Genomic DNA, 26,006 nt, shown 5'->3' on the forward strand with positions numbered 1-26,006 from the left:
GGGGTGGACATCGTCATCGTTGGGTTGATCCGTATCTCGCCCTGCAGGCGGAGTTGCTGTGAACCGCTGGCCTCAACTCAGCCTGACACGCAGGGGCTCGCCACCGGGGGGATCGGAGTAGTAGGCGCCTACTTGCTCAGCGAAGTGATCAAACTGATGGTGACCGAGGAGCGTCCCTGCCGCGTCCTGGATGTGGACACGATCATGTCCTGCCCCGAAGTCGGAGACTGGTCGTGGCCGTCCAACCATTCCGTCATTGCGGCCGCATTCGCCACCGCGTGCATCATCGCGCTACCGCGGGCTGCCTGGTTAGCGGTCCCGATGGCTGTTCTCATCGCGTTCTCTCGGGTGGCTGCGGGCGTTCACTACGTCCATGATGTCGCCAGCGGGCTCGCATTGGGTACCGCTGTCGTGGCTCTGGTGGTTGTTGTCCTGCAACCGGTCGGACGTCGGCTGCCTCGATCTCTGGCAACCACCCATCCCGTCGCCCACCTGCGTCCTTGACGTTCAGCGGACCAGCGGGCGCCGGCCGATGAGCACCCTGATCGAATCGACATCGAGAGAGATGCCTTAGCCCTCAGCGGCAAGCTGCCCGCACGCTGCGGCGATTTCCTGCCCGCGGGTGTCGCGGACGGTGCAGGAGACGCCCTGCGCGATGACGCGGCGGACGAATTCCCGTTCGGCAGGTTTGGGACTTGCGTCCCATTCGCTGCCCGGGGTGGGATTGAGCGGGATCAGGTTGACGTGTACGAGAGGGCCGAGCGCCTTGCGCAGCTTCTTACCCAGTAGATCGGCGCGCCACGGCTGGTCGTTCACGTCGCGGATCAGCGCGTATTCGATCGAGACACGGCGACCGGTCTTGTCGGCGTAGTACCGGGCGGCGCTGAGAACCTCGGATATGGGCCAGCGGTTGTTGACCGGTACGAGGGTGTCGCGGAGTTCGTCGTCGGGGGTGTGCAAGGAGACGGCGAGGGTGACGTGCAGGCCCTCGTCGGCGAGCTTGCGGATGGCGGGCGCGAGTCCCACCGTCGAGACAGTGACCGAACGCTGCGACAGCCCGAAGCCTTCGGGTGCAGGCGAGGTGATCCGGCGAACCGCCGCGACGACCCGCTTGTAGTTCGCGAGCGGCTCCCCCATGCCCATGAACACGATGTTCGAGAGTCGGCCCGGACCACCGGCGACGTCGCCGTCGCGCAGCGCCGCCGCGGCCGTCCGAACCTGATCGACGATCTCTGCGGTGGTCAGGTTCCGGTCGAGGCCACCCTGCCCGGTCGCGCAGAACGGGCAGGCCATTCCGCACCCGGCCTGACTCGAGATGCACAGGGTCGCGCGCTCCGGGTACCGCATGAGCACACTCTCGAGGAGCGTTCCGTCGCCCGCGCGCCACAGCGTCTTACGAGTTTCCCCGCCGTCGCAGGCGATGTGCTTGACCGGTGTCAACAGGGGCGGGAACAGTGCCTCGCCGATCTTGTCGCGCACGGCAGCGGGTAGGTCGGTCATCTTCTCCGGGTCGGCTTCGAGCCGGCCGTAGTACTGCCGTGCGATCTGGTCGGCGCGAAATGCCGGAAGACCCAGTTCCTTCACGGCCTCACGTCGTTGCTCGGCATCGAGGTCGGCGAGGTGCCGCGGAGGCATACCGCGCTTGGGGGCGTCGAAAACCAGGGGCAGTGAGGAAGCCATAATGAACCATTCTCCCATGCTTCGGGACCTGGCTGTCCGGTCTGCGATGTGATGCTCACCCCCAACTCGCCCTCGAATTCACACGTTCGTGAAATTCCCACGGCGATGAGAGGAAGATCAAATCATGCCTCACCGTATTGCTCCCGAGTTCGCCCGATCCTGGCTTCTTGTTCCCGGCAATGACCCCGAACGGTTCGAGCCTGCTGCCACCTCGCCTGCCGATGCCGTCGTGCTCGATCTCGAGGATGCGGTCCCTGCCGAGGGTAAGGCAGCAGCACGGGCGGGAGTCGTCGAGTGGCTGCGCGGCGGCGGCAGGGCGTGGGTCCGCATCAACGACACCACCACATCGCACTGGTGCGACGATGTCGACGCCTTGGCGGGCGTGCCAGGCCTCGAGGGCGTCATGCTCGCGAAAGCCGAAAGTGGGCAGCAGGTGGATGCCACCGCCGACGCCCTACCGGACGGCACCAGGATCCTCGTGTTGATCGAATCAGCGATGGGGCTCGAGGCAGCGCCCGAGATCGCCCGCGCCGAGGGCGTGTTCCGGTTGGTCTTCGGCAGTGGCGACTTCCGCCGCGACACCGGAATGAGCGCGACACCCCTCGCCATGGCGTATCCGCGTTCCCGGCTGGTCGTCACGAGCCGGGCCGCGCGACTCCCCGGACCTATCGACGGCCCCTCCCTGACCGACGACCCCACGGTCCTCGAGGAGGAGTCGCAGCTGACCCAGTCGATGGGCATGACGGGGAAACTGTGTATGACACCGGATCGGGCGCGGTTCCCGAATGCAGCGCTCAGTCCGAGTACCGACGACATCGGGTGGGCTCACGCCGTCATCGATCGTCTCGGCGAGGACGGACACGGTGTTCAGGACGGGAGCGACCTGCCGAAGCTGGCGCGAGCGAAGAAGATCAAGGAGCTCGCTCGGGTCTTCCATCTCCAGAGTGCGAGCCGAACCGCCGACGAGTAGCCGAAGTGACGTTCGGCTCAACTGCGGAGACTGCCCACTTCGATGCCGCGCGGCTTGTGCCGGATGTGCAGCCGGTAGCGCACGGCCAAGGTTGTTCCCGGCGTCTCCCGAACCGCGCGGGCCGCGACCTTCGGTCCGAACTCGATTCCGAGGACCCGTTCGAGACTGTCTCGATCCGGGAAGTTCCATTCGGTGTCGATCCGACGTGAAGAGAAACCCTGGGCGTCGAAGAATGCTTCGACGACACGGGGCTGATAGTGCGGGAGGTCGGCGAGCATCCATTCCCCGTACGGGTACGCCGTCGCATCGAGGTCGATGACGGCGAGTGCTCCGCCTGGACGGAGGACCCGCATCGACTCGGTGATGCCTGCACCGCAGCCCGGACCGAAGAAGTACGCGGTCCGCGCATGAACGAGATCCACCGACCCGTCCGGGATCGGCATGTGCGCCGCCGATCCTGTGAGAACCCGGACCGTATCGAGGTGACCTACTCGTCGTCGCGCCGCTTCGACGAGCGGCGGATGAGGTTCGATTCCGATCACCGACCGGGCTGTCTCCGCAAACATCCCGAGGTGGAAACCGGTGCCGCAGCCCACATCGACGATGTCGAGTCCGGCCCAGTCTGCGTCCTCCCGCAGCGCCGCATACACGGCGCCGCGGGAGTCCTGGGCGCGGTTCTCCTCTTCGTAGACCGCCGGCCAGTGCCAGATGTTGGGGCTGGCGATCACGCCCCTGTCGTCGCCGCGATGATCGCCCATCTTCCGGACCTGTACCCCGGCCTACACGAAGACCGTAAGGATCAGCCAGGTCACGAACGCCGACGGGAGGATCGAGTCGAGTCGGTCCATGATGCCGCCGTGACCGGGAAGCAACGTGCCCATGTCCTTGATGCCGAGATCGCGCTTGACCTGCGACTCGATGAGGTCACCGGCTGTGGCCGTCAGTACGAGCACGGCGCCGAGGAGCGCGCCGATCCACCACTGTCCGTCGAGCAGGAACACGACGGTGAGAATTCCGACGGCCACGCAGGCAACAAGGGATCCGCCGAAACCTTCCCACGACTTCTTGGGACTGATCGCGGGCGCCATGGTGTGCTTGCCGAACAACACGCCGGCGGCATAACCGCCGATATCCGATGCCACACAGACCAACATCAGGCAGAAGACGCGTGCAGCGCCTTGGTCCTCGAGGACCATCAGCGTTGCAAAGGATGCGAGCAGTGGCAGCCATGCCACGGTGAACACTGCCACCGCTGTGTCGCGCAGATAGTTGTGCGGCTGTGCGGCCAGACCGTGGTCGAACAGTCGCCACAGCATCGTCACCACCACGGTCCCCGCGAACGCTCCGAGGACGCCGGTGGTGCCGTAGGGCCAGCCCAGCCAGATGATCGCCTGGCCGCCGAGCAGCAGTGGGAGGCGCGGCACGAGGACGCTTGCTTCCCGCAGTCGCTTGGTGACCTCCCACGTGGCGATCGCGATCGCAGCCGCGACCACACCGAGCCAGGCGGTGGGGGCGAACAGCAGGATCACGATCACGAGCGCGCCGAGACCGGCCCCGACCGCTATGGCGGCGGGAAGATCCCGACCTGCGCGGGACGTCTTGACGGGCGGTGTTGCGTCGTCGGGTGGTGATGCTGCGTCAGCAGCAGGGACGTCGGAGGTATCTCCGGCGTCGAGTGGAAGCTGCGGGTCGGGAGACCCGTCGGCTCTGCCCACCGTCAGACCTCCATCAGCTCGGCTTCCTTGTGCTTGACCAGCTCATCGACCTGCGCCACGTACTTGGCCGTGGTCTTGTCGAGTTCCTTCTCCGCGCGAGCGACCTCGTCCTCACCCGCTTCGCCGTCCTTCTGGATGCGGCCGAGCTCTTCCATCGCCTTACGACGGACGTTCCGCAAGGTGACCTTGGAGTCTTCGCCTTTGCTCTTCGCCTGCTTGACGAGTTCACGACGGCGGTCTTCGGTGAGCTGCGGCACCGAGATACGGATGATGTTGCCGTCGTTGGAAGGGTTGACCCCGAGATCGGAGTTGCGGATCGCAGTTTCGATTGCGCCGAGCAGCGAAGCCTCGTAGGGCTTGATGATGACCATCCGCGCCTCGGGCACGTTGATGCTGGCGACCTGCGTCACCGGGGTGGGAGATCCGTAGTAGTCGATGACGATCCGGTTGAACATTCCCGCGTTCGCGCGGCCGGTGCGGATGCCGCCGAGATCGTCCTTGGCCACTGTGATGGACTTCTCCATCTTCTCTTCGGCTTCGAAGAGAGCTTCATCGATCACGGCAGTTCCTCCATGTTCCGTTGTCCAATCATGACCGTACGAGCGTTCCGATCTTCTCACCGGCGACCGCGCGAGCGATATTGCCCTTGGTCAGCAGATTGAAGACCATGATCGGCATGGCGTTGTCCATGCACAGGCTGAACGCGGTCGCGTCGGCGACCTTGAGGCCGTTCTCGATGACCTCGCGATGGGTGACCTCCTCGTACATCTCGGCATCGGGATCGATGCGAGGGTCCGCGGAGTAGATTCCGTCGACGGCCTTGGCCATCAGAACGACGTCGGCGCCGATCTCGAGGGCACGTTGCGCGGCGGTGGTGTCGGTGGAGAAGTACGGCATGCCCATGCCCGCACCGAAGATGACGACCCGGCCCTTCTCGAGGTGGCGCCGCGCACGAAGCGGCAGGTACGGCTCGGCGACCTGACCCATCGTGATCGCCGTCTGCACTCTGGTGTCGATGCCCTGCTTCTCGAGGAAATCCTGGAGCGCGAGGGAGTTCATGACGGTGCCCAGCATGCCCATGTAGTCCGAGCGCGCACGCTCGAGTCCGCGCTGCTGCAGTTCGGCGCCGCGGAAGAAGTTGCCGCCGCCGATGACCACGGCGACCTCGACGCCACTACGCACGACCTCCGCGATCTGCTGCGCGACAGTTGTCACGACGTCGGGGTCGAGCCCGACCTTGCCGCCACCGAACATCTCGCCGCCGAGTTTGAGAAGCACCCGGCGGAAACCGGGCCGATCGTGGGCATGCTCGGTCATGACTCTCCTCTGGTTGCGCATGAATCGGCCCTTTCATCCTGCCTCATTCACCCGGTGGAACCGAGACCGGGAGCGAGGCGACACGCCACGGTGACCACCTGATGATGATCACCTCGCGGCGCCGGACACACCACGACCCCGCCGGCAACAGCCGACGGGGTCGATCGATCGGTGGACTAGCTGGCGCCGACCTCGAACCGCACGAAGCGGGTCACGGTGGCTCCGGCATCGTCGAGGATCGCCTTGACGGTCTTCTTCGAATCCGTCACCGACGACTGCTCGAGGAGCACGACGTCCTTGAAGAAGCCGTTGACGCGGCCTTCGATGATCTTCGGCAGAGCCTGCTCGGGCTTGCCTTCCGCCTTGGCGGTCTCCTCGGCGATACGACGCTCGCCTGCGACGACCTCCTCGGGAACCTCGTCGCGGGTGGTGTACTTCGCCTTGAGAGCGGCAACCTGCATGGCAGCACCCTTCGCAGCCTCGGCTGCGGCGTCGCCCTCGCCGGTGTACTCGACGAGCACGCCCACGCTCGGGGGCAGGTCCGATGCACGCTTGTGCAGGTAGACCGCAACGTTGCCGTCGAATGCAGCGACGCGACGGATCTCGAGCTTCTCGCCGATCTTGGCGGACAGCTCCTGCACCAGGGTGCCGACGGCCTTGCCGTCGACCTCGAGGGCCTGGAGTGCCTCGACGTCGGCCGGACGGCCCTCCGCAGCTGCGGCGACGATCGTGTTGGCGAGCGCCTGGAACTCGGCGTTCTTCGCGACGAAGTCGGTCTCGGAGTTCAGCTCGACCAGAACGCCGTCCTTGGCGACGACGAGGCCTTCGGCGGTGGAGCGCTCTGCGCGCTTGCCCACATCCTTGGCACCCTTGATGCGCAGCTGCTCGACGGCCTTGTCGAAGTCGCCGTCGTTGTCGGCGAGAGCATTCTTGCAGTCCAGCATTCCGGAGCCGGTGAGCTCGCGGAGACGCTTGACATCAGCGGCGGTGTAGTTCGCCATCTTGAGCGGGCCTCCTGTGTCTGTGATGAAAAGTCTCGGGTGCGGATGGCGCCGCGTGTGTGCGGGCCGGGCCGCGATGCAACGGCCCCGACCATGATCTCGCGATCGTGCGGTCGGGGCCGTGCAAACGGATCAGGCCTCGGGGGCTGCGTCCGCGGCGGGTGCTTCCGCAGCAGGCGCTTCCGCAGCGGGTGCTTCCGCTTCGCCGGTCGAAGCCGCCTGCGAGAGCAGTTCCTGCTCCCACTCGGGAAGCGGCTCAGCGGCTGTTGCCTCGGGCTTGGCGTCGGCGTCGCTGTTCTTGCCGGCGCGGGCCTGCAGACCCTCTGCCACTGCGGACGCGACGACCTTGGTCAGCAGCGCCGCGGAGCGGATCGCGTCGTCGTTACCCGGGATCGGGAAGTCGACGAGGTCCGGATCGCAGTTGGTGTCGAGGATCGCGACCACCGGGATGTTCAGCTTGCGAGCCTCACCGACGGCGATGTGCTCCTTGTTGGTGTCGACGACCCACACGGCCGACGGAACCTTGGCCATGTCGCGGATACCGCCGAGGGTGCGGTCGAGCTTGTTCATCTCACGCGTGAGCATGAGGATTTCCTTCTTGGTGCGCCCCTCGAAGCCACCGGTCTGCTCCATCGCCTCCAGTTCCTTCAGGCGCTGCAGGCGCTTGTGGACGGTGGAGAAGTTGGTGAGCATGCCGCCGAGCCAACGCTGGTTCACGTACGGCATGCCGACGCGGGTGGCTTCTTCGGCGATGGATTCCTGTGCCTGCTTCTTGGTGCCGACGAACAGAATCGTTCCACCGTGAGCGACGGTCTCCTTGACGAACTCGTACGCCTTGTCGATGTACGTCAGGGTCTGCTGCAAGTCGATGATGTAGATGCCGTTGCGGTCGGTGAAGATGAACCGCTTCATCTTCGGGTTCCAGCGACGAGTCTGGTGTCCGAAGTGGGCGCCGCTGTCGAGCAGCTGCCTCATAGTTACAACAGGCATGCCTGTTTCTCTCTTTCATGTCGGTTGCCGCGGGTGATCTTGCGATCCCCGCCCTGGCGTCCGCATGCCCGTCGACCCTTGCGGGACCGGCGACGGCCATCTACGGTGCATCCGTATAGACGGAGTTGCACCGACGCGCGGACGCGCGAAGTCGATCTGCGAACACAGACCGCTCGACAATCATACGGCCCTGACTCCTCGAACTGCCAACCGCCTCGTCAGAGCGGTCAATGCTCCCGCTCCTGTGGACAACCGGAAAGTTGTCCACATTCTCCGGTTCGGGGTATCGCGACAGCCTCCCGGCAGCAAGTCTGGGACGTATGCGAATCCCCGCGCTCGCGCTACTGACAGCCCTGCCGTTTCTGGTCGACCCGGCCCCCGCGGCTGCCACCGACCCGTTCGTCTGGCCTCTCGAACCACGTCCGACGGTGGCCCGGTCGTTCGACCCACCCGAGCACAACTGGTTGCCCGGCCATCGCGGCGCCGATCTCACGTCATATCCCGGCCAGACGGTGCTTTCGTCCGGCGACGGGATCGTCGTGTTCGCCGGAACTGTCGCGGGTAAGCCGGTGGTGTCGGTCGACCACTCGGGAGGACTACGCACCACCTACGAGCCCGTAACCGCGACAGTCGTATCGGGGCGCCGGGTCTCTGCCGGCGACCCGCTGGGCACAGTGGAGGCCGGACACGAAGGCTGCCCGGTCGATGCGTGTCTGCACTGGGGCCTGCGCCGCGACCGCGACAGCTACCTCGACCCGCTCCCCCTCGTCGAACGGGCGGTGATCCGACTCGAACCGGTGTGACCTGGCCGGTGATGCAGCACCGTCACCATTGCGCGGAATGTCGTCCCGTCAGGACAGGGAAATCATCGGCGACCATGGCCGCAAGCTCGGCGAACGCCCGACGGGTCGCGGGCTGCAGCAAATTCAGGTCGATCTCGGCGCCCTCCGCCAGGTGCTCGTCGAAGGGCACGAACTGCACGGCCCGGCAGCGAGCGAGAAAATGCTCGGTCAACGCGTCGAGGTCGATATTGGAGGTTCCCGGCCTCGGCGAACTGATCACCACGACCGTGCGATCGACGAGGTCGCTGTAGCCGTGGTGCTGTAGCCAGTCCAGTGTCGCAGCGGCACTGCGAGCACCGTCGACGGCGGGCGACCCGACGAGGATGAGTGCGTTGGCGAGATCGAGCACCCCTTTCATCGCCGAGTGCATGATCCCGGTTCCGCAGTCGGTGAGGATGATGTTGTAGTACACCTGCAGAATGTCGATGACCCGACGATAGTCGTCCTCGCTGAATGCCTCCGATACCGCCGGATCGCGTTCGCTGGCAAGCACTTCGAGCCGACTCGGAGCCTGCGACGTGTGGGCACGTACATCGGAATAACGTTCGATGCGGTCCGCCACCGCGATCAGATCTCGTACCGTCGACTGTGTCTGTTCGGGGATCCGCTGCGCGAGAGTTCCGAAATCAGGGTTGGCGTCGACAGCGATCACGCAGTCACCGCGCATCGACGCGAAGGTGGAGCCCACACCGATCGTCGTCGTGGTCTTTCCGACACCGCCCTTCAGGGAGAGCACCGCGATGCGGTAGTCGCCGCCTATCGGCTGCCGGATGCGCGCGACGAGATCGTCGTGGTGAGCATCGTCGGAAGATTCGCCGGGATTGAACAACCCTCCGGTGATCCGATGCACACCGCGCCGCCACCCACCACTCGGCGCACGCCGGGAGCGACGGACCAGCACCCCCGACGCGAGGTCGAGATTCGACGGTTGATGGTCCGGCACACCCGCGGGACCCGGAACTGCGGGACCCGGAATCGGATCGATCACGACGCCCGGATCGTGGTTCACGGCAGGGACCGGGTCGGGTACATGGAGCGGCTCAGGTTCGACAGCGCGTTCCGGTTCCGGTTCCGGTTCCGGTTCCGTCCGAGACTCCCCTTCTTCTACGAGTTCAGGCTCGGGCACAGTAACCAGCACGGGCACAGGCACAGTGTCCGGCACCGACTCAGGCACCGGATCAGGCAGAACGACCACTTCTTGCACGACCGCGACAGGCTCCGGCTCCGGCTCCGCAGACATCCTCGGCTCCGGATCACGCTGAATCGGGATGATCGAAAACGGCACCGACGCCGGCGGCGCGACCGAGGCAGGCGGCGGTGAGATCGGAGCTGCGCTCGGTGAGATCGGAGCTGCACTCGGTGAAATCGGAGCTGCTGAGGACGGAACCGGTCTAGCAGCGGAGGGCACCGGCGCTGAGATCAGGAGTGGGCTCGCTACCGAGCCGGTCTGCGATTCCGGCGGCACGATGCGCTGTTCCGACGCGCGCACAGCAGTACGACGTAGTCCACGTCGCGGTGTGGGAGGCTCCGGTTGAGGATCGGGTTCGTCCTGCAACCACGCTGGAAGTGCATGGTTCGACTCGTCACGTGCCATCAATCCCCCCGAGATCCCCCGCTGTCGATCGGCTGCGACGCTACCAAAGCGGACCGAACCGCGTACACCTCAGGCGCGGGGATGCGCCTGCTCATGGACTGCACGCAGCCGCGCAACCGACACATGGGTATACAGCTGAGTGGTTGCCAAGCTCGAATGACCGAGGACTTCCTGGACGACGCGCAGATCGGCACCGCCCTCGAGAAGATGGGTCGCTGCAGTGTGTCGTAGCCCGTGCGGAGCGAGATCGGGGGCGCCGGGAACGGCACCGACCGCCTCGTGCACGACCGTGCGTACCTGCCGCTGCCCGATCCGCCCACCACGCTTCCCGAGGAGCAGCGCCGGCCCCGACAACGCGGTCGCCAACGACGGTCTGCCGATTGTCAGCCACCGTTCGAGCGCATCTGCGGCGGGAACCCCGTACGGCACCGTTCGTTCCTTGTCGCCTTTACCCAGCACCCGCACGACCCGCCGCTCCGCATCCGCGTCGTCGAGGTCGAGCCCACACAGTTCACCGACCCGGATGCCTGTCGCATACAGCAGTTCGACGATCACACGGTCGCGTAGCGCAACCGGGTCTTCCTCCCGAGCGCCCGACTCCGCCGCCGCCATGAGTTCCGAAGCCTGGTCGGCATGCAGCACCGCGGGCAATGTCCGGTGCGCGCGTGCTGATGCGAGCCTTGTCCCGGGGTCGTGTCGGGTGCGGCCGGAGCGGACCAGCCAGGCGGTGAAGGTCCGCACCGACGACGTGCGCCGCGCGATCGTGCTGCGCGCTGCTCCTGACGCGACCTGCCGCGCGAGCCACGCCCGCAGAATCCCGAGGTCGATATCGGACACGCGTGCGTCCGGTTTCCCTTCGGCGAGGTGAGCAAGCAGCGAACGCACGTCCGTGGTGTACGCGCGGACGGTGTGCGCCGAACGATTCGACTGCAGTGCCAGATGCTCGGCGAAATCCTCGACATGGACGGCGAGCACAGGAGGCAGCGCTGCCGATGCCGGATCATGATCCATGGGAACTACCGTGCGCGGTGTTCCGGGTCCGTGCAAGCCAACGCGCCTCGATAGGGTTCGTTCGTGAGTAAAACGATCTCTTTGCCGATGCTGTGCGCACTTGCGCTCCTGTCGGCCACAGCGCCGCTGGCGACGGATATGTATCTACCGGGTTTGCCGATCATGTCCGAGAGTCTCGGCACCTCGACCGTCGGGATCCAGCTCACGCTGACCACGTTCATGGCCGGCCTGGGCATCGGTCAGTTGATCACCGGCCCCCTCTCCGACGGTTGGGGCCGCCGACGCCTCCTCGTGATCGGCACCATCGTGCTCGCAGTGAGTAGCGCGATGTGCGCGCTTGCCCCGGCGGTCGAGGTGCTCATCGCGGCACGAGCAATCCAGGGCTTCAGCGGGGGCATCGGAATCGTGCTTGCGCGCGCGGTCATCGCAGATCGGACGAGCGGCCACGAATCTGCGCGCTTGTTCAGCGTCATGATGATCATCGGTGGCATCGCCCCCATTGCCGCGCCGGTGATCGGTGGTGCACTCCTCGATCCCATCGGCTGGCGCGGGATCTTCTGGGTCCTGACCGGCGCCTCCATCGCGATGCTCGTCGGAGTACTCGCGTTCATCCCCGAAACCCTGCCACCCGAGAAACGTCACGGTGGCGGGTTCGCAGCGCTCGCGAGCAACTTCGGTTACGTGCTCGGCAATCGCCGTTTCATCGGATACGCCGCGGCGTTCGCGCTCGGCTTCGGCGCGCTGTTCGCCTACATCTCTGCATCACCGTTCGTCGTGCAGAACGTGCTGGGGATGTCCGCGACACAGTTCTCGCTGGTCTTCGCAGCCAACTCGGTGGGATTGGTGACCGCGAACATCATCAACACTCGCCTGATCGGCCGGTTCGAGGTGCGCTCGCTACTGCTGTTCGGCGTCACTCTCATGCTGACCGCAGGAACACTGCTGCTGGTCACCACAGTGATTTTCGGCGCTCACCGCTGGCTGCTGCTGCCACTGCTGTTCGCCGTCGTGCTCAGCCTCGGATTCACGATGGGCAATTCCACAGCCCTCGGCCAGGGCGAAGTGCCGTCGGCCGCAGGTACCGGATCCGCGATCATGGGCGCCTCCCAGTTCGGCCTCGCCGCGATCGTCTCACCGCTGGTCGGGTTGGGCGGGGAGGACACCGCCATCCCCATGACGATCGCAATCGTCGTCTCCGCGGGCCTCGCGATGACCGCCCTGCTCACGCTCACCCGTGAGGCCCGCACCTGACCGTCCTACGAGCGCCGCTCTAGCTGACCTCGACCTCGGTGAGCTCCTTCTTCCAGGTACGGAAGCCCTCCTCGGTCCGCCCACGACGCCAGTACCCGGAGATCGACGCGCGAGCAGGCTTCACCCCGCGTTCCTTGCGCAGGTAGGGACGGATGTGCTTCATGACGGTTTCCGCTTCACCGTGCACGAACACCTGGACGTCTCCTTCGGGCCACGGCAACTCCCGCACCGCTGCTACCAGGGGCGCGTTGCCGTCGATCAGGTCCGAGCCTGCATCGCCTGCCGCCGCCCCACGATGGAGCCACGTCACGGTGACGCCGGACGGTGCGACCAGATCGAGTTCGTCGGATTCTCCGGCAACCTCGAGGAACACAGCTCCGGCAGCGTCGGCCGGAAGCGACTCGAGGGCCGCTGCGATCGCAGGAACCGCAGTCTCGTCACCTGCCAGCAGGTGGAAGTCCGCGGCCGGATCGGGCAGGTAACCCGCTCCGGGGCCTCGGAGCACCACCTCGGTGCCGGGTTTCACGGAGCGCGCCCACGGGCCCGCGATTCCCTCGTCGCCGTGGACGACGAAGTCGATCCAAATCTCCTCGGCATCCGGATCCACGCGCCGCACCGTGTAGGTGCGCACCACGGTCTCGTCCCCCGCCGGAAGTTCGATCTTGACGTAGCTGTCGGTTTCGGGGCGCGGAGTGAAGTCGGCGAACCCGTCGCCACCGAACACCACTCGAACGAAATGCTCGGACACGATGTCCGTGCGCAGCACGGTCAGAGTCGTCGCTTGCGGAGCCTTGGGCGCCACAGTACCTCCTTATTAGGGTTACCTATCTCCAGAGACCCTACCCTGTCCTCGGCGCCAGACGCAGGAGCCGAATACCGTCCGACTAGGCTCGAAGCCATGAGTACCACCGCGTCCGACATCGCCACCTGGATGGTCGACATCATCAACACCGAACGTAAGGTCGGCCAGGCAGACATGGTCGACGCGATCGAATCGAAGTTCGGGTCCGAATGGATCTACGTGGGCGACAGCGGTCACCCCTCGGTCGACCGGGCTGTCCTCAAGGAATTCCGCAAAGCTCACCGCGGCGCCGTGAAGTGGCACCGCGACGACCTCGCCTGGTACATCGACGACAGTCCCGAAGCCGAATCGGCCGAACTCCCGGCGACGGAGTAGTCCATCTACATGTAGAGACCGTGTCCTCCTCGGAGAACACGATCTCTACATTGTTCAGCACTCACTCGGCCGAGCCGGTCCCTGTCGACGACATCGATGACAACGTTTGCGCGAGCGCGGCCACGATGCACTGCGGATGGATCGGATTGTAAACGCACGTCAAGTCAGGCATGGCCAGAGGACCATCCACCGAGGTGGCCTGTGCACCGGCAAGGCCCGCTGAACCCAGCCCCATCATGGTGGTGACGGCAGCAATCACCGTGAGTTTTCGAAGCATCGAGCGTCCTTCCACGAGGCATGGTTGCCGTCCGTTCTATCGGCGGGCGACCAGCACCGTTACCTGCCCGCTGTACGCGACCAGCCCGCGTCGTCACGCCGGACCAGCCCTTCCATTTCGAGTAAGGGCAACGCTCCCCGCACGCGGTCGACGGAGAGCCCTGCGGCCTCCGCGAGCGCTGTCGGCTCGCACGTGCCCGCCGCCGGCAACGCCTCGTAGACGAGCGCCAGATCTCCCGAGAGTCCGTCGAGCGCTCGAACGAACTGGGCATCGCGGTCGTCGTCGACTTCGAGGAGTGGACCGCATTCCTCGACGATGTCCCGCGCGGCGCCGACCAACCGCGCTTCGCCCTCGCGGATCATGCGGTGGCACCCCTGCGATGCCGCCGACGTGACCGGCCCGGGCACCGCCACCACCGGTCGGCCCAGCCGGCGTGCCCACGCTGCCGTGTTGCGGGCGCCGCTACGCCACCCCGCTTCGGCGACAACGGTTCCCACGGACAATGCCGCGATCAACCGATTGCGCGCCAGGAAGCGATATCGTGCGGGGACCGTGCCGGGTGGGTATTCGCTGACCACCAGGCCGGATTCGGAGATACTCCGCAGCAGTTTCGCGTGTGCGGCGGGATAGGCCCGATCCACACCGCACGCGAGGATCGCAACGGTGGTTCCTCCGACCCCGAGGGCAGCTCGATGTGCCGCAGCATCGATCCCGAATGCGGCCCCGGACACCACGGTCCACCCGTCGACTGCAAGGTCGCCGGCGATCTCTGCCGTCACGTGTTCGCCGTATCCGCTGGCCGCCCGGGTGCCGACGATCCCGATCGCCCGTTCGACGAGTTCGTCGAGCCGCCGTTGTCCCCACACCCACAGCGCCAGCGGCGGGCCTTCCGCATCGGTGGCCGTGTCCAGCTGGTCGAACCCGAGCATCTGCCACGCGGGCCACTCGTCGTCGTCCGGGGTGACAAGGCGCCCGCCCGCCCGGCTCAGGCGTTCCAGATCGGCGGCAGCCGTGTCGAGGTGGGCACGAGCCTTGACCTTGGCGGTGAGGTCGGCACCCGCCGAACCTTCCCGCACAGCATCCGCGACCTCGACGACTCCGTGCTCAGCAATGGCCGCGGACACCGTCCGCGAGGCGCCCTGGGTGGCCGTCGAGAGATATGCCCAGGCACACCGTCTCTCGTCTGCATCCTGCTTCTCACCCACGGATGATCCGCGTGTCATGCCGCACCTCGATCTCGGAAGTCGAGCGCTGCGGCCACGTGAAGTTCGGTCGGTTGGGACAGACCCTCCAAGTCGCACAATGTCCACGCAACTCTGAGTGCTCTGTCCGCCCCTCGCGCCGTGATCGCACCCTTGCGCAACGCCCACTCCACAGGTTTGACGGCCGTAGCCGGCAGCCGGAACTTCTGTCGCAGCGCCGGACCCGGAACTTCCGCGTTGGTCGCCCACCCGAAATCCTTCCACCGGTCAGCTGCAGCGGCACGTGCAGCCGCGACACGAGCTCGTACGTCGTCGGTGCTCTCCCCCGCGTCGCCCATCAACGCGCTCGTTGCGACGGACTGCATCCGCACCCGAAGATCGACGCGGTCGAGCAGCGGTCCTGACAGTCGCCCGAGATATCGGCGCCGGGCGGTCGGCACGCACACGCAATCGGCGTCGCGAGCAGGCGCGCACGGGCATGGATTCGCTGCCAGGATCAGTTGGAATCGGGCGGGGTACCGGGCCACGCCATCTCGGCGGGCGATGCGCACTTCTCCGTCCTCGAGGGGAGTTCGCAGCGCCTCGAGGGTCTTCGTTCCCATCTCGGCAACCTCGTCGAGGAACAGCACCCCGCGGTGTGCTCGACTGACAGCGCCCGGTGTGGCCATGCCCGTCCCACCGCCGATGAGCGAGGCGACTGTCGCGGTGTGATGTGGCGCGATGAACGGCGGTTCCATCACCAGCGGACGATCCGCCGTGAGGGTTCCGGCTACCGAGTGAACCGCCGTGACCTCGAGTGCATGGGTTGCGCTCAGTTCGGGAAGTATTCCCGGAAGACGTTGGGCCAGCATCGTCTTCCCGATTCCGGGCGGACCGGTGAGCATGAGGTGATGCGCGCCCGCCGCGGCGACTTCGATCGCGCGGCGCGCCTCGTGCTGTCCGACGACCTCACTGAGGTCGGCACGAAGAGTTCGTGGTGGCACAGCACGAGGATCGGGGCGCTCGAGCGGGCCGTCGCCCTGCAGCCACAGCACCACGTCGCGCAGGGTGTCGGCGCCGTACACGTCGATTCCCTCCACCAGCGATGCCTCGGTCATCATCACGGTAGGAACCACGACTCGCGACCATCCGTGGTTCTTCGCCGTGACGACGGCGGGGAGCACTCCACGGATCGGTCGCAGCCTGCCGTCGAGCGCGAGTTCGCCCAGCAGGATCGTCTTCGTCATCGCTTCGAGCGGTACGACATCCGCGGCATTGAGCACCGCGCACGCGAGAGCAAGATCGTAGACACTCCCCATTTTGGGAAGTGTCGCAGGCGACAATGCCAGAACGACCTTCGAATCCGGCCATTTCCCACCGGAGTTGGATACCGCCGCGCGGACGCGGTCACGTGATTCCTGCAGTGCGGTGTCGGGAAGGCCGACCATCTTCACGCCCGGCAATCCGCCGCCGATGTCGGCTTCGATCTCGACGACGTGACCATCGATACCGGACACGGCCACCGACCATGCTTTCCCCAGCGCCATCAGAGCACCTGCTTGCGGTGGACGATCTCGGGAGCATTCCCTCGAACCAGCACGACCGTCACCACGTCGATGCGGATCCGGTCCCATCTGCGGTTCTGGGCCGCAAGCCACAGTCCGGCCAGGCGCCGCAGCCGTTCTGCTTTGGCGCGGGTGACGGCTTCGGCGGGTGTGCCGTAACCGAGCCCCGTCCTGGTCTTGACCTCCACGAACACGAGAACGGCACCGTCCTGCGCGATCAGGTCCAGCTCGCCGTACCGGCACCGCCAGTTGCGTTCGACGACCACCATTCCGCCGGCCTCGAGATATTCGGCGGCGAGGTCCTCACCGCGGATCCCCACATCTTGATTTCGTCCCATCCCTCTTGCTCCTCCCTGCGTGCACACACTGTGCAGCAGGGAAGGCGGGCACATGGGGAGTCGGATGCCCGAAACGGGAAATCTGTGGATGAAACGACCGGCTGTGTACAACAGCCCGCTCCTCGGCCGGCACACTGCAGGCGTGTCGGAGCTCTCCGCTAGGGTGCGCGCTTATCCGAGCTTGTCGGGCAGACGCAGTTCGGGCTTGTCGAGTTCTTCGATGTTGACGTCCTTGAACGTGATCACCCGGACATGCTTGACGAACCGTGCCGGGCGGTACATGTCCCACACCCAGGCATCCGACATCCGCACCTCGAAGTACACCTCGCCGTTCGCGTTGTGTGGAAGCAGTTCGACGGCGTTGGCCAGATAGAACCGCCGCTCGGTTTCGACGACATAGGCGAACTGACCGACGATGTCCCGGTACTCCCGGTAAAGCGAGAGTTCCATCTCGGTTTCGTACTTCTCGAGATCCTCGGCACTCATCGGTCTCGGTGTCCTCCCATTCTGGTGTGTTCTGTCATCATCCCGCATCCGCCCCGGCACCGACGAGTCGGCGTCGAAACGGTGCTTCGCCGCTCGCTGCGGCAACGTTCGCCCATGATCTCCGATGCTCGGCGGACGGGCCGAGCTCGCGCAGCGCCGCCATGTGCACAGCTGTGCTGTAACCCTTGTGTATCGCGAAACCGTACCCCGGATACGTTCGATCGAGCCCCACCATGATCCGGTCGCGAGTGACCTTCGCGAGCACACTCGCCGCGGCGATGCACGACGCGGCGCCGTCCCCTCCGATCACCGGCAACGACGGAGCCGGCAGACCCGGGACGCGGAATCCGTCGGTCAGCACGTATCCGGGTGCGAGCGACAGACCAGCGACGGCGCGCCTCATCCCCTCGATGTTGGCGACGTGGATGCCGATGGTGTCGACCTCTGCGGCCGGTACCTCGACCACGCTCCACGCCAGTGCACGTCGGACGATGGCGTCGTAGAGCTCCTCGCGGGTCTTCTCCGTCAGCTTCTTCGAATCGTCCAGTCGATCCAGCGACGAGTGCGGTTTGGGCCCCAGGATGCATGCGGCGATGACCAGCGGACCGGCACACGGCCCGCGACCGGCTTCGTCGACACCGGCGACCGGGCCGAGCCCGCATCGAAGCAGTGCCGATTCCATCGTTCGTAGACCCGATGATCTGCGGATCACCGGTCGCGGTGGCCAGGTACTCACGACGTCATGATCTCCGGGGAGTCGATGAGGCCCCATCGGCCGGGGGGCAGCACGATGAAGCGCGCCTTTCCGATGACATTCTCCAACGGAATGGACCCTTGATGCTCATCGCCGACGTGATAGCGCGAGTCTGCGGAGTTGCTGCGGTTGTCGCCCATCACCCACACATGTCCCTCGGGCACCGTCACAGGACCGAAGCAGCGTCCGGACGGCACCTCGGTCTCGCAGGTGACGACACCGGGGGTGAACGGGTAGTCCATCTCCACGTACGGCTCGTCGATCGGTTGACCGTCGACGAGAATGCGTCCCTGGTCGTCGCAGCACTCGACCGTCTGACCGCCTACCGCGATGACACGCTTGACGAGGTCGTTCTCGTCGGGCGGGACCAACCCGACGAGCGAGCCGACTTCCTGGATTCCTCGGAGGACGGCGTTGTCGGAGCGCGTCGAGGTGTATCCCTCGGACCACGAGTCCGGTCCCTTGAACACGATGACGTCTCCGGGCCTCGGGTCGCCGAATCGGTATCCGATCTTCTCGACGACGATGCGGTCGCCGGTGCAGCCCGGGCAGCCGTGCAGTGTCGGTTCCATCGATTCGGACGGAATCAGATACACGCGGGCCACGAACGTCTGGAGGAGGAAACTCAGGGCGAGCGCAACCACGATGAGAATCGGAAGTTCACGCCAGAACGACTTCTGCTTCTTCGTCTTCTTCTCGGTGCCGCTGTCGTCGGTCAGGTCGTCCGGTTCCTCTCTCCTGTGGTGAGCACCGTGCGTCCGGTTGTGTGCCGAGAGTCGGTCGTCGCCGTATCGGTTCGCGCCCGGCCCGGCCGGTTCGTGCGGTGAATCTGCCACCGGAACAGACTAGCCCGGCCGGGATGCGAATCCGGGCCGGGCTTGTCAGTATGCCGTCAGAATGCGGTGATCAGCGCTTTTCCTTGATCTTCGCAGCCTTGCCGCGCAGCTCGCGCAGGTAGTAGAGCTTCGCGCGACGGACGTCACCGCGGGTGAGGACGTCGATCTTCGCGAGGTTCGGGCTGTGCACCGGGAAGGTGCGCTCGACGCCGACGCCGAACGAGACCTTGCGGACGGTGAAGGTCTCGCGGATGCCGCCGCCCTGGCGACGGATCACGACGCCCTTGAAGACCTGCACACGCTCCTTCGAGCCCTCGATAACCTTGACGTGCACGTCGAGCGTGTCGCCGGCGCGGAAGTTCGGAATGTCGTCGCGCAGCGACTTGGCGTCCAAAAAGTCCAGGGTGTTCATCGGTGTTCTATCCTCTTGTTCGCTCGAGCAGAGGAACCTGGCGGCGACCGCCGTGAGGCGGGCTCGACCGGTTCGTGCCCAGGTCAGGTAGGCGTGCCCGAACGGGGCAACCTGTCTATAGTGCCAGACTCCACCGTGTTGGGTGAAATTCCGGGTGCCGGAGCCGCGTGGACGGTCCTGTCGAGGACGGCTTCCGCAGCGATTCGTGAGTGCTCGACGCTACCGAGCACCGCTTCGAGGGTCGGGGCACCTGCCACGAGGTCCTGCACGAAGATCTTCGCTCGGATCACCGGTCGGCGGAACCGCCGTTCACGCGCGATCGCCCTGGTCATCTTCCGTGTCTTGCCCTGGTATCGCCAACGTGCCCACGGCGCTCCCGGTCGCGACAGGCGCAGTGCGCCGACCCACAGCAACGGGACGACGAAGAGCCCGACCAGACCGGTCCAGATCTTGCCCTTGGCGAGGACCACCCCTGCGAGCAGCAGATTCACCAGCACAGACACCACCAGAACGAAGCGGTTCACCCAGTCGCCGCCGTCGTCGAAATTGGTGAGGTCGACGAGATCGAGGGGCTGCAGACCGAGCAGAAGCATCCCGGTCACGGCGATGGCGACGAACACGGCGTCAACCGAGACTCGTCCCTCTTCCTCCCAGTAGACGTCGTGGAGATAGAAGATGAGCGCGAACTCGTCGAGCGTCAGCGCAGCCCCCACCCCGAACAGTGCAGCGAAGACGGCAACGACGGTCCTGGAACCCACCTCGTACATCGAGATGAGACCACCACCGGCGATGACCATCGTGACCACCCCGAACACCATGTGGTGCACGTGCAGCCCACCGGGTGTGATGTTTCCGGGCCACCACCGCACCTTCGCCCGGATCAACCGGACACTGACTCGGATGAACACGAAAGCCACCACGAAGCCCAGCAGGAAGCACACCAACGGTAGTCGGCCCTGGTCGATGATCTCGGTCCGAACCCAGTTCATCGTCGCGGCATCGTTGTCGTCATCGGGGCGCTGCCCCTGCCCTCGACCGTCTCGACCGCACGTGTTTCAGCATCCCAGGCGCCGGTCTCTCGCGGTGCGATACGCCCGGCGCCCGGGCCTGTCACTTGCCGAATCCGGCTCTCCGCAGTGCGTCGGCCATCGATCCGGTGGTGGATGCAGCTTCGGAGCGCGAGCCCTGCTTCCCGCCGCCCTGCCCCCGGGCACGATTGCCGTCGTGCCCACGACCGCCGCCCTGCCCCCGACCGCCGCTGCCCTGGCCTCGGGGGGCAGGCCTGGATCCGCCCTGACGTCCTCCGCGCGCGGGACCGCCGCTGTCACTGTCCGATGCGGACGGGAGTTCGTCGTCGAGGCGCAAGGTGAGGCTGATGCGCTGGCGCGGAATATCGACTTCGAGAACCTTGACCTTGACCACTTCACCCGACTTCACGACATCGTGAGGATCCTGGACGAAGTTGCGCGACATCGCCGAGACGTGCACGAGTCCGTCCTGATGAACCCCGACGTCGACGAACGCACCGAAGGCGGCGACGTTGGTGACGACACCCTCGAGCACCATGCCGGGCTCCAGGTGGGCCACCTTCTCGATTCCCGCGGCGAACGTCGCGGTCTTGAACTCGGGGCGCGGATCACGCCCCGGCTTCTCGAGTTCGCTGATGATGTCGGTGACAGTGGGGAGGCCGAACTTGTCGTCGACGAACTCTTCCGGACGAAGCGTGGAGAGGACGGCGGACCTGCCGATGAGTTCGAGGACCCCGGTACCGCTTCGGTCGACGATTCGTCGGACCACGGGATAGGCCTCGGGGTGGACCGCGGATGCGTCGAGTGGGTCATCGCCGCCCAGGATGCGGAGGAAGCCCGCGCACTGTTCGAAAGCCTTCGGACCGAGCCGCGCAACATCCTTGAGTGCCTTGCGGGTACGGAACGGGCCGTTCTGGTCTCGATGCGTGACAATGCTCTCGGCGAGTGACCCGGTGATGCCCGAAACGCGGGACAGCAATGGCACCGAGGCGGTGTTGACGTCGACACCGACGGCGTTCACCGCATCTTCGACGACCGCTCCGAGCGACCGCGCCAGCATCGTCTCGGACACATCGTGCTGGTACTGGCCCACACCGATCGACTTGGGGTCGATCTTGACCAGCTCGGCGAGCGGATCCTGCAGACGACGTGCGATCGAGACCGCACCGCGAATGGACACGTCCAGGTCGGGAAGTTCCTGGGTTGCATAGGCGGACGCCGAGTACACCGAGGCACCGGCCTCCGACACCACGATCTTCGTCACGTTGGTGACACCCGACTTCGCGATCAGCTCGGCGGCAAGCGCGTCGGTCTCGCGGGAGGCTGTGCCGTTGCCGATGGCGATGAGTTCGACACCGTGCTTCGCCACCAGGGCGGCGAGGGTCGCGAGCGACTGATCGTGCTTGTTGTGCGGCTGGTGCGGATAGATCGTCGTGTGGTCGACGACCTTGCCCGTCGCATCGACAACGGCGACCTTGGTGCCGGTGCGGAACCCCGGGTCGAGGCCCATCGTGGGGCGGGTTCCGGCCGGCGCCGCCAGCAGCAGGTCGCGCAGGTTCGCGGCGAACACGTCGACGGCGTCGCTCTCCGCGGACTGCTTGAGCCGCATCCGCACGTCGACGGCCATCGAGACCTGCAGCCGGGTGCGCCACGCCCACCGGACGGTGTCGAGCAGCCAACGGTCGGCGGCACGCCCCTGATCGGCGATCCCGAAGCGGCCGGCGATCCGGCCTTCGTAGTACGACGGTGCTCCAGGTTCCTGCTCTTCGAGGTCCGGCTCCAGCGACAGGCTGAGGACTTCTTCTTTCTCGCCGCGTAGAACGGCGAGGATGCGGTGCGACGGCAGGCTGGTGAACGGCTCCGAGAATTCGAAGTAGTCGGCGAACTTCGCGCCGTCGGTTTCCTTCCCGGGCCGCACCCCGGACTTCAGACCGCCACGACTCCACATGGCCTCGCGCAGCTCACCGACGAGGTCGGCGTCCTCGGAGAAGCGTTCGACGAGGATCGCGCGGGCACCATCGAGCTGCTCGGCGTTGTATTGCGCGGGGTCGGTGGTCGGGTCACCGATGAGTGCATCGGCGACCGGCTCGTGCCCGGCCTCGCGGGCGATCTGGGCCTTCGTGCGGCGCTTGGGCTTGTACGGCAGGTAGATGTCTTCCAGCCGGGCCTTCGTCTCGGCGAGCATGATCTGTCCGCGGAGTTCGTCGTCGAGTTTGCCCTGTTCGTCGATCGATTCGAGGATCGCTGTGCGGCGTTCGTCGAGTTCGCGTAGATACCTCAGGCGCTCTTCGAGGGTGCGGAGTTGGGCGTCATCGAGCCCGCCGGTGACCTCCTTGCGGTAGCGCGCGATGAACGGCACGGTCGAGCCGCCGTCGAGCAGCTCCACCGCCGCAGCCACCTGGTTCTCACGTACATCGAGTTCGTCGGCGATGCGCCGGTTCACGGTGTCGAGTTGGGTCGTCACGACGATCGACCCTACCTCTATCCTTTCGTGTGTTCCCCGTGGCGCCTCGAGCCCATGTCCGGCGGGACACCGAACTTCGGCCGACAGCGCGCTGCGCGCTGCACAATGGAATACAGGAGCTTTGATGACCAGGGATCGGTTCCGGTCGTGCCTTGCGTTGCTGGTCGTGACAGCAACGATTTCGGCATGCGGAGCACCCCTCGGCGAGACCACCGATATCGCGTCGGATGTGTCCGCTGCCGGCCTTCAGGTCGAGATGAGCACCGGCATCGACACCGGTGTGCCGATCAGGATGGACGCGCTCGCGCAGCGTATCGATGCGGCGACCGAACTCGCCGCCGAGCGCGGCGCGGAGGTGACTGTCGCTGTCCTCGACCGCGCGACCGGCGCGCGGACGGTCGGCGGTGTGAACGAACCTCTCGCGACGGCGTCGGTGGTCAAATTGTTCATCGCCGACGATCTGTTGTTCCGGGAATCGATCGGCGAGATCCTGCTCGCCGATGAGGACTACGACCTGATCCGGGAGATGCTCACGCATTCGGACGATTCGGCGGCGAACCTGCTGTGGGAGGCGTTCGACGGGCACGAGATCGTCGAACGTGTCGCCGAGCGACACAGCCTCGACGGTACGGTGGCATCGGTCGATTCCTGGTGGAATACCGTCACCACCGCATCCGACATCCTCACCTGGTACGACGACCTACTCAGCGGCAGAGGAGGGCTCGACGAGTCCTCTGCCGCCCGAATAGTCGGGTCTCTACTCGAGTTCGATCCCACCGGATCCGACGGCTACGATCAGAGGTTCGGTCTTCCCGACGGTCTCCGGTCCGCTGTCGACCTCGGAGTGAAGGCGGGGTGGATGTGTTGCCTCGACTCGCAGTGGATTCATCTGTCGACCGGGTTCTTCGGCAATTACCACCGCTACGTGGTCGCCGTGTTGTCGCGGGAGACGGTGAACTACGAGGATGCCGAGTACGACGGGTTCGTTCCGGACACTTCGGTGTATGACGCGTCCGACGACGCCAGCGCCCAGCACGCACGAGATACCGTGACGATGATGGTGAAGACCGTGTTCGGCTGATCCCGCTCAGTCGTCGGCGAGCAGATCCGGGCGCCGCTCGCGCGTCCGGATCAACGACTGTTCGCGACGCCACTGCGCGACCTTTCCGTGGTCGCCGGACAGCAGTACCGGGGGCACGTCGAGTCCCCGCCAACTGGCGGGTCGCGTGTAACTCGGGCCTTCGAGTAAACCGTCGGAGAACGAATCCTCTTGGTGCGACTGCTGATTGCCGAGAACACCCGGAAGCAAGCGCACCACCGCCTCCGCCATGACCAGCACCGCAACCTCGCCGCCGATCAGAACGTAGTCGCCGATACTGACTTCTTCCACACGCACGCGCTTCTCTGCGTCGTCGAAGACCCTCTGATCGATTCCCTCGTATCGACCGCACGCGAAGACGATGCGCTTTTCGGTCGACCACCGTTGCGCCGTGGCCTGATCGAAGGGTTTCCCTGCGGGAGTCGGGACGACGAGAAGGACATCCCCGTCGGTTGCGTCGTCGGCAACGCCGAGGACATCGTCGAGAGCCGGTCCCCAGACGGTCGGTTTCATGACCATGCCGGGACCGCCCCCGTAGGGCGAATCGTCGACGGCCTTGTGGACGTCATGCGTCCAGTCGCGCAGGTTGTGCACTCCGACCGAGATCAGACCCTTGTCGATCGCCTTGCCGAGCAGGGCGGCGCGCAGCGGTTCGAGATACTCGGGGAAGATAGTGACGACGTCGAGCCGCACGGACTACTCGTTCTCCTCGGTTGCCCGACGCCGCTTCAGGTCCTGCTGCTTCTTCGCTTTGGCGGGCGGCTCCCCGAAATCGGGATCGAGCAGGCCCTCCGGTGGATCGATCTCGATCACGCCGTCCGCGACCGACACTGTCGGCACGATCTCGGTGACGAACGGGATGAGGATCTCCCGGCGCGCATCATCGGCCGCTCGGATCGACAGAAGCTCGCCCGCAGCGGTGTGCAGGACCTCCCGCACGGTTCCGATCTCGGTACCACCGTCGGGACGGCCCGCCACGATCCGGACCGGCAATCCTTCGAGTTCGTGATCGTAGAACTCGTCGGGATCGTCGGACGGCGACAGGTCGGCGCTGTCGACGACGAACAGGACACCGCGTATCGCATCGGATCCGGTGCGATCTGCCACACCGTTCAGACGCAGCAGAAGCCGCCCGGAGTGCTCCCGGGCGGCTTCCACCGTGTAGTTGTGCAGCTCCTGCTCGCGGGGCTTGCGGCCACGCAGGACCGCGCCCACAGCGAAGCGCTCCTCGGGTTCGTCGGTGCGAACGTCGACGACCACTTCACCTTTGATGCCGTGCGACTTCACCACACGGCCCACTACGAGCTCCACCGACGCGCGCCTAGCGGTCGGTGTCGACGACGTCGACGCGGATTCCTCGGCCACCGATACCGGTGACGAGGGTCCGCAGTGCCGTCGCAGTGCGGCCACCGCGACCGATCACCTTGCCGAGGTCGTCAGGATTGACGTGAACCTCGACGGTGCGGCCACGGCGACCGGTGATGAGATCGACGCGCACATCATCAGGGTGCGCAACGATGCCACGGACGAGATGCTCGATCGCATCGGCCACCACGGCGCTCATTACTCGGCGGCCTCGGTGGACTCAGCAGCCTCTTCCTTGGCTGCCTTCTTCTTCTTGGGCGTGATGGCCTCGGCGGCCGGCGCGTTCTCGGCCTGCGCGAGCGCAGCCTGGAACAGCTCGAGCTTGGACGGCTTGGGCTCCGCCTTACGCAAGGTGCCCTCGGTGCCCGGCAGGCCCTTGAACTTCTGCCAGTCGCCGGTGATCTTGAGAAGGTTGAGAACCGGCTCGGTGGGCTGCGCACCGACGCTCAGCCAGTACTGCGCGCGCTCCGAATCGATCTCGATGATCGACGGATCTTCCTTCGGCTGGTACCGGCCGATGGTCTCGATCGCACGGCCGTTGCGGCGGGTGCGTGAGTCCGAGACGACGACGCGGTACTGCGGGTTGCGGATCTTACCGAGGCGGGTGAGCTTGATCTTGACAGACACTGCTGTGTTCTCCTTCGCGCGCGGGG

Annotated in this window: 31 protein-coding genes; 7 read left to right on the forward strand and 24 right to left on the reverse strand. The window is 65.8% G+C overall.

Annotated elements, in window-relative coordinates; all coding sequences use genetic code 11:
- The coding region (locus ACFWB0_RS07820) for a phosphatase PAP2 family protein (protein ID WP_378489870.1) at positions 1-504 on the forward strand (504 nt) is incomplete at its 5' end.
- Between the two features lie 66 nt (positions 505-570).
- Here the strand turns inward: ACFWB0_RS07820 and rlmN are convergent.
- Positions 571-1,680 carry a 23S rRNA (adenine(2503)-C(2))-methyltransferase RlmN gene (rlmN, locus tag ACFWB0_RS07825; protein WP_378489871.1) on the reverse strand — a complete coding sequence of 370 codons (1,110 nt, stop codon included), beginning with the start codon at positions 1,678-1,680 and terminating at the stop codon, positions 571-573.
- A 124-nt stretch (positions 1,681-1,804) separates the two neighbouring features.
- Here rlmN and ACFWB0_RS07830 point away from each other — a divergent pair, with 124 nt between their 5' ends.
- Positions 1,805-2,650: an HpcH/HpaI aldolase/citrate lyase family protein gene (locus ACFWB0_RS07830; RefSeq protein ID WP_378489872.1), complete on the forward strand. Its 846-nt coding sequence runs from the start codon at positions 1,805-1,807 to the stop codon at positions 2,648-2,650.
- Between the two features lie 17 nt (positions 2,651-2,667).
- Here ACFWB0_RS07830 and ACFWB0_RS07835 read toward each other — a convergent pair whose 3' ends face one another.
- From ACFWB0_RS07835 to rpsB, 6 genes are all read right to left on the reverse strand, one after another.
- Entirely contained in the window at positions 2,668-3,408 is a 741-nt protein-coding gene (locus ACFWB0_RS07835; RefSeq protein WP_378489873.1) for a class I SAM-dependent methyltransferase, read from the reverse strand.
- Positions 3,409-3,429: 21 nt separating this feature from the next.
- On the reverse strand, positions 3,430-4,365 hold the full coding sequence (locus ACFWB0_RS07840; protein ID WP_378489874.1) for a phosphatidate cytidylyltransferase: 936 nt from the start codon (positions 4,363-4,365) through the stop codon (positions 3,430-3,432).
- Between the two features lie 2 nt (positions 4,366-4,367).
- The gene (frr, locus tag ACFWB0_RS07845) at positions 4,368-4,925 is read right to left on the reverse strand and encodes a ribosome recycling factor (protein WP_378489875.1); all 558 of its coding nucleotides are present in this window, start codon (positions 4,923-4,925) and stop codon (positions 4,368-4,370) included.
- 28 nt (positions 4,926-4,953) lie between these two features.
- Positions 4,954-5,682, reverse strand: coding sequence for a UMP kinase (pyrH, locus tag ACFWB0_RS07850; RefSeq protein WP_378489876.1), 729 nt, complete (start codon positions 5,680-5,682; stop codon positions 4,954-4,956).
- Between the two features lie 176 nt (positions 5,683-5,858).
- The gene (gene tsf / locus ACFWB0_RS07855) at positions 5,859-6,683 is read right to left on the reverse strand and encodes a translation elongation factor Ts (RefSeq protein ID WP_378489877.1); all 825 of its coding nucleotides are present in this window, start codon (positions 6,681-6,683) and stop codon (positions 5,859-5,861) included.
- A 132-nt stretch (positions 6,684-6,815) separates the two neighbouring features.
- Positions 6,816-7,673 carry a 30S ribosomal protein S2 gene (rpsB, locus tag ACFWB0_RS07860; protein ID WP_378489878.1) on the reverse strand — a complete coding sequence of 286 codons (858 nt, stop codon included), beginning with the start codon at positions 7,671-7,673 and terminating at the stop codon, positions 6,816-6,818.
- Positions 7,674-7,993: 320 nt separating this feature from the next.
- On the opposite strand from rpsB, the gene ACFWB0_RS07865 reads away from it, so the two are divergent.
- Entirely contained in the window at positions 7,994-8,476 is a 483-nt protein-coding gene (locus tag ACFWB0_RS07865) for a M23 family metallopeptidase (protein ID WP_378489879.1), read from the forward strand.
- A 22-nt stretch (positions 8,477-8,498) separates the two neighbouring features.
- Here ACFWB0_RS07865 and ACFWB0_RS07870 read toward each other — a convergent pair whose 3' ends face one another.
- Positions 8,499-9,755 (reverse strand): MinD/ParA family protein, encoded by a 1,257-nt coding sequence (locus tag ACFWB0_RS07870; protein WP_378489880.1) that lies wholly within the window; start codon positions 9,753-9,755, stop codon positions 8,499-8,501.
- A 28-nt stretch (positions 9,756-9,783) separates the two neighbouring features.
- On the opposite strand from ACFWB0_RS07870, the gene ACFWB0_RS07875 reads away from it, so the two are divergent.
- A complete protein-coding gene (locus tag ACFWB0_RS07875; RefSeq protein WP_378489881.1) occupies positions 9,784-10,050 on the forward strand; it encodes a hypothetical protein in 267 nt (88 codons plus the stop codon).
- A 128-nt stretch (positions 10,051-10,178) separates the two neighbouring features.
- Here ACFWB0_RS07875 and ACFWB0_RS07880 read toward each other — a convergent pair whose 3' ends face one another.
- Positions 10,179-11,120: a tyrosine recombinase XerC gene (locus ACFWB0_RS07880; RefSeq protein WP_378489882.1), complete on the reverse strand. Its 942-nt coding sequence runs from the start codon at positions 11,118-11,120 to the stop codon at positions 10,179-10,181.
- Between the two features lie 87 nt (positions 11,121-11,207).
- Here ACFWB0_RS07880 and ACFWB0_RS07885 point away from each other — a divergent pair, with 87 nt between their 5' ends.
- Positions 11,208-12,371, forward strand: coding sequence for a multidrug effflux MFS transporter (locus ACFWB0_RS07885; RefSeq protein WP_378489990.1), 1,164 nt, complete (start codon positions 11,208-11,210; stop codon positions 12,369-12,371).
- A gap of 19 nt (positions 12,372-12,390) precedes the next feature.
- On the opposite strand, the gene ACFWB0_RS07890 is transcribed toward ACFWB0_RS07885, so the two are convergent.
- Positions 12,391-13,173 (reverse strand): siderophore-interacting protein, encoded by a 783-nt coding sequence (locus ACFWB0_RS07890; protein WP_378489883.1) that lies wholly within the window; start codon positions 13,171-13,173, stop codon positions 12,391-12,393.
- A 96-nt stretch (positions 13,174-13,269) separates the two neighbouring features.
- Here ACFWB0_RS07890 and ACFWB0_RS07895 point away from each other — a divergent pair, with 96 nt between their 5' ends.
- Positions 13,270-13,548: a DUF6953 family protein gene (locus ACFWB0_RS07895; RefSeq protein WP_378489884.1), complete on the forward strand. Its 279-nt coding sequence runs from the start codon at positions 13,270-13,272 to the stop codon at positions 13,546-13,548.
- A 61-nt stretch (positions 13,549-13,609) separates the two neighbouring features.
- Here the strand turns inward: ACFWB0_RS07895 and ACFWB0_RS07900 are convergent, their stop codons facing one another.
- The 10 genes from ACFWB0_RS07900 to ACFWB0_RS07945 all read right to left on the reverse strand — a co-directional run bounded on the left by ACFWB0_RS07900 (position 13,610) and on the right by ACFWB0_RS07945 (position 22,889).
- Positions 13,610-13,825 (reverse strand): hypothetical protein, encoded by a 216-nt coding sequence (locus ACFWB0_RS07900; protein WP_378489885.1) that lies wholly within the window; start codon positions 13,823-13,825, stop codon positions 13,610-13,612.
- A gap of 59 nt (positions 13,826-13,884) precedes the next feature.
- Positions 13,885-15,048 carry a DNA-processing protein DprA gene (gene dprA / locus ACFWB0_RS07905; protein WP_378489886.1) on the reverse strand — a complete coding sequence of 388 codons (1,164 nt, stop codon included), beginning with the start codon at positions 15,046-15,048 and terminating at the stop codon, positions 13,885-13,887.
- Positions 15,045-16,553, reverse strand: a complete 1,509-nt coding sequence (locus tag ACFWB0_RS07910; protein WP_378489887.1) for a YifB family Mg chelatase-like AAA ATPase — start codon at positions 16,551-16,553, stop codon at positions 15,045-15,047. Before ACFWB0_RS07910 ends, dprA begins: the two co-directional genes overlap by 4 nt.
- Positions 16,553-16,909 carry a YraN family protein gene (locus ACFWB0_RS07915; RefSeq protein ID WP_378489888.1) on the reverse strand — a complete coding sequence of 119 codons (357 nt, stop codon included), beginning with the start codon at positions 16,907-16,909 and terminating at the stop codon, positions 16,553-16,555. Before ACFWB0_RS07915 ends, ACFWB0_RS07910 begins: the two co-directional genes overlap by 1 nt.
- 171 nt (positions 16,910-17,080) lie before the next feature.
- Positions 17,081-17,395 carry a DUF2469 domain-containing protein gene (locus ACFWB0_RS07920; RefSeq protein WP_006550963.1) on the reverse strand — a complete coding sequence of 105 codons (315 nt, stop codon included), beginning with the start codon at positions 17,393-17,395 and terminating at the stop codon, positions 17,081-17,083.
- Between the two features lie 37 nt (positions 17,396-17,432).
- The gene (locus ACFWB0_RS07925; RefSeq protein WP_378489889.1) at positions 17,433-18,131 is read right to left on the reverse strand and encodes a ribonuclease HII; all 699 of its coding nucleotides are present in this window, start codon (positions 18,129-18,131) and stop codon (positions 17,433-17,435) included.
- Positions 18,128-18,868 carry a signal peptidase I gene (gene lepB / locus ACFWB0_RS07930; RefSeq protein ID WP_378489991.1) on the reverse strand — a complete coding sequence of 247 codons (741 nt, stop codon included), beginning with the start codon at positions 18,866-18,868 and terminating at the stop codon, positions 18,128-18,130. The genes ACFWB0_RS07925 and lepB overlap by 4 nt, the downstream gene beginning before the upstream one ends.
- A gap of 187 nt (positions 18,869-19,055) precedes the next feature.
- Positions 19,056-19,397, reverse strand: coding sequence for a 50S ribosomal protein L19 (gene rplS, locus ACFWB0_RS07935; protein WP_378489890.1), 342 nt, complete (start codon positions 19,395-19,397; stop codon positions 19,056-19,058).
- A gap of 83 nt (positions 19,398-19,480) precedes the next feature.
- Complete coding sequence (locus ACFWB0_RS07940) at positions 19,481-20,386, reverse strand: hypothetical protein (RefSeq protein ID WP_378489891.1); 906 nt, start codon at positions 20,384-20,386, stop codon at positions 19,481-19,483.
- A 121-nt stretch (positions 20,387-20,507) separates the two neighbouring features.
- Positions 20,508-22,889, reverse strand: coding sequence for a Tex family protein (locus ACFWB0_RS07945; protein ID WP_378489892.1), 2,382 nt, complete (start codon positions 22,887-22,889; stop codon positions 20,508-20,510).
- 124 nt (positions 22,890-23,013) lie between these two features.
- Here ACFWB0_RS07945 and ACFWB0_RS07950 point away from each other — a divergent pair, with 124 nt between their 5' ends.
- Entirely contained in the window at positions 23,014-23,970 is a 957-nt protein-coding gene (locus ACFWB0_RS07950; RefSeq protein ID WP_378489893.1) for a serine hydrolase, read from the forward strand.
- A gap of 6 nt (positions 23,971-23,976) precedes the next feature.
- Here ACFWB0_RS07950 and trmD read toward each other — a convergent pair whose 3' ends face one another.
- From trmD to rpsP, 4 genes are read right to left on the reverse strand one after another with little or no spacing between them, the layout of a single operon-like run.
- Positions 23,977-24,681: a tRNA (guanosine(37)-N1)-methyltransferase TrmD gene (gene trmD / locus ACFWB0_RS07955; protein WP_378489894.1), complete on the reverse strand. Its 705-nt coding sequence runs from the start codon at positions 24,679-24,681 to the stop codon at positions 23,977-23,979.
- A 3-nt stretch (positions 24,682-24,684) separates the two neighbouring features.
- Positions 24,685-25,299, reverse strand: a complete 615-nt coding sequence (rimM, locus tag ACFWB0_RS07960; protein ID WP_378489895.1) for a ribosome maturation factor RimM — start codon at positions 25,297-25,299, stop codon at positions 24,685-24,687.
- 10 nt (positions 25,300-25,309) lie between these two features.
- Positions 25,310-25,552 (reverse strand): RNA-binding protein, encoded by a 243-nt coding sequence (locus tag ACFWB0_RS07965; RefSeq protein WP_378489896.1) that lies wholly within the window; start codon positions 25,550-25,552, stop codon positions 25,310-25,312.
- On the reverse strand, positions 25,552-25,980 hold the full coding sequence (gene rpsP, locus ACFWB0_RS07970) for a 30S ribosomal protein S16 (RefSeq protein ID WP_378489897.1): 429 nt from the start codon (positions 25,978-25,980) through the stop codon (positions 25,552-25,554). The genes ACFWB0_RS07965 and rpsP overlap by 1 nt, the downstream gene beginning before the upstream one ends.
- Between the last annotated feature and the right edge of the window lie 26 nt (positions 25,981-26,006).

This window comes from Rhodococcus sp. NPDC060086 (assembly GCF_042730275.1).
In the GTDB taxonomy this organism is placed as follows: Bacteria; Actinomycetota; Actinomycetes; order Mycobacteriales; family Mycobacteriaceae; genus Rhodococcus.

Bases quoted from the DNA above. Each gene is read 5' to 3' on its own strand.
- ACFWB0_RS07880 (WP_378489882.1), bottom strand. From the start codon at position 11,120: ATGGATCATGATCCGGCATCGGCAGCGCTGCCTCCTGTGCTCGCCGTC.
- rpsB (WP_378489878.1), bottom strand. From the start codon at position 7,673: ATGCCTGTTGTAACTATGAGGCAGCTGCTCGACAGCGGCGCCCACTTC.
- dprA (WP_378489886.1), bottom strand. From the start codon at position 15,048: ATGACACGCGGATCATCCGTGGGTGAGAAGCAGGATGCAGACGAGAGA.
- ACFWB0_RS07965 (WP_378489896.1), bottom strand. From the start codon at position 25,552: ATGAGCGCCGTGGTGGCCGATGCGATCGAGCATCTCGTCCGTGGCATC.
- ACFWB0_RS07915 (WP_378489888.1), bottom strand. From the start codon at position 16,909: ATGGGACGAAATCAAGATGTGGGGATCCGCGGTGAGGACCTCGCCGCC.
- rlmN (WP_378489871.1), bottom strand. From the start codon at position 1,680: ATGGCTTCCTCACTGCCCCTGGTTTTCGACGCCCCCAAGCGCGGTATG.
- ACFWB0_RS07835 (WP_378489873.1), bottom strand. From the start codon at position 3,408: ATGGGCGATCATCGCGGCGACGACAGGGGCGTGATCGCCAGCCCCAAC.
- tsf (WP_378489877.1), bottom strand. From the start codon at position 6,683: ATGGCGAACTACACCGCCGCTGATGTCAAGCGTCTCCGCGAGCTCACC.
- ACFWB0_RS07895 (WP_378489884.1), top strand. From the start codon at position 13,270: ATGAGTACCACCGCGTCCGACATCGCCACCTGGATGGTCGACATCATC.
- ACFWB0_RS07920 (WP_006550963.1), bottom strand. From the start codon at position 17,395: ATGAGTGCCGAGGATCTCGAGAAGTACGAAACCGAGATGGAACTCTCG.
- ACFWB0_RS07870 (WP_378489880.1), bottom strand. From the start codon at position 9,755: ATGTCTGCGGAGCCGGAGCCGGAGCCTGTCGCGGTCGTGCAAGAAGTG.
- ACFWB0_RS07875 (WP_378489881.1), top strand. From the start codon at position 9,784: ATGATCGAAAACGGCACCGACGCCGGCGGCGCGACCGAGGCAGGCGGC.
- ACFWB0_RS07940 (WP_378489891.1), bottom strand. From the start codon at position 20,386: ATGAACTGGGTTCGGACCGAGATCATCGACCAGGGCCGACTACCGTTG.
- ACFWB0_RS07865 (WP_378489879.1), top strand. From the start codon at position 7,994: ATGCGAATCCCCGCGCTCGCGCTACTGACAGCCCTGCCGTTTCTGGTC.
- rplS (WP_378489890.1), bottom strand. From the start codon at position 19,397: ATGAACACCCTGGACTTTTTGGACGCCAAGTCGCTGCGCGACGACATT.
- pyrH (WP_378489876.1), bottom strand. From the start codon at position 5,682: ATGACCGAGCATGCCCACGATCGGCCCGGTTTCCGCCGGGTGCTTCTC.
- ACFWB0_RS07885 (WP_378489990.1), top strand. From the start codon at position 11,208: ATGCTGTGCGCACTTGCGCTCCTGTCGGCCACAGCGCCGCTGGCGACG.
- ACFWB0_RS07950 (WP_378489893.1), top strand. From the start codon at position 23,014: ATGACCAGGGATCGGTTCCGGTCGTGCCTTGCGTTGCTGGTCGTGACA.
- ACFWB0_RS07830 (WP_378489872.1), top strand. From the start codon at position 1,805: ATGCCTCACCGTATTGCTCCCGAGTTCGCCCGATCCTGGCTTCTTGTT.
- ACFWB0_RS07900 (WP_378489885.1), bottom strand. From the start codon at position 13,825: ATGCTTCGAAAACTCACGGTGATTGCTGCCGTCACCACCATGATGGGG.
- ACFWB0_RS07910 (WP_378489887.1), bottom strand. From the start codon at position 16,553: ATGGCGCTGGGGAAAGCATGGTCGGTGGCCGTGTCCGGTATCGATGGT.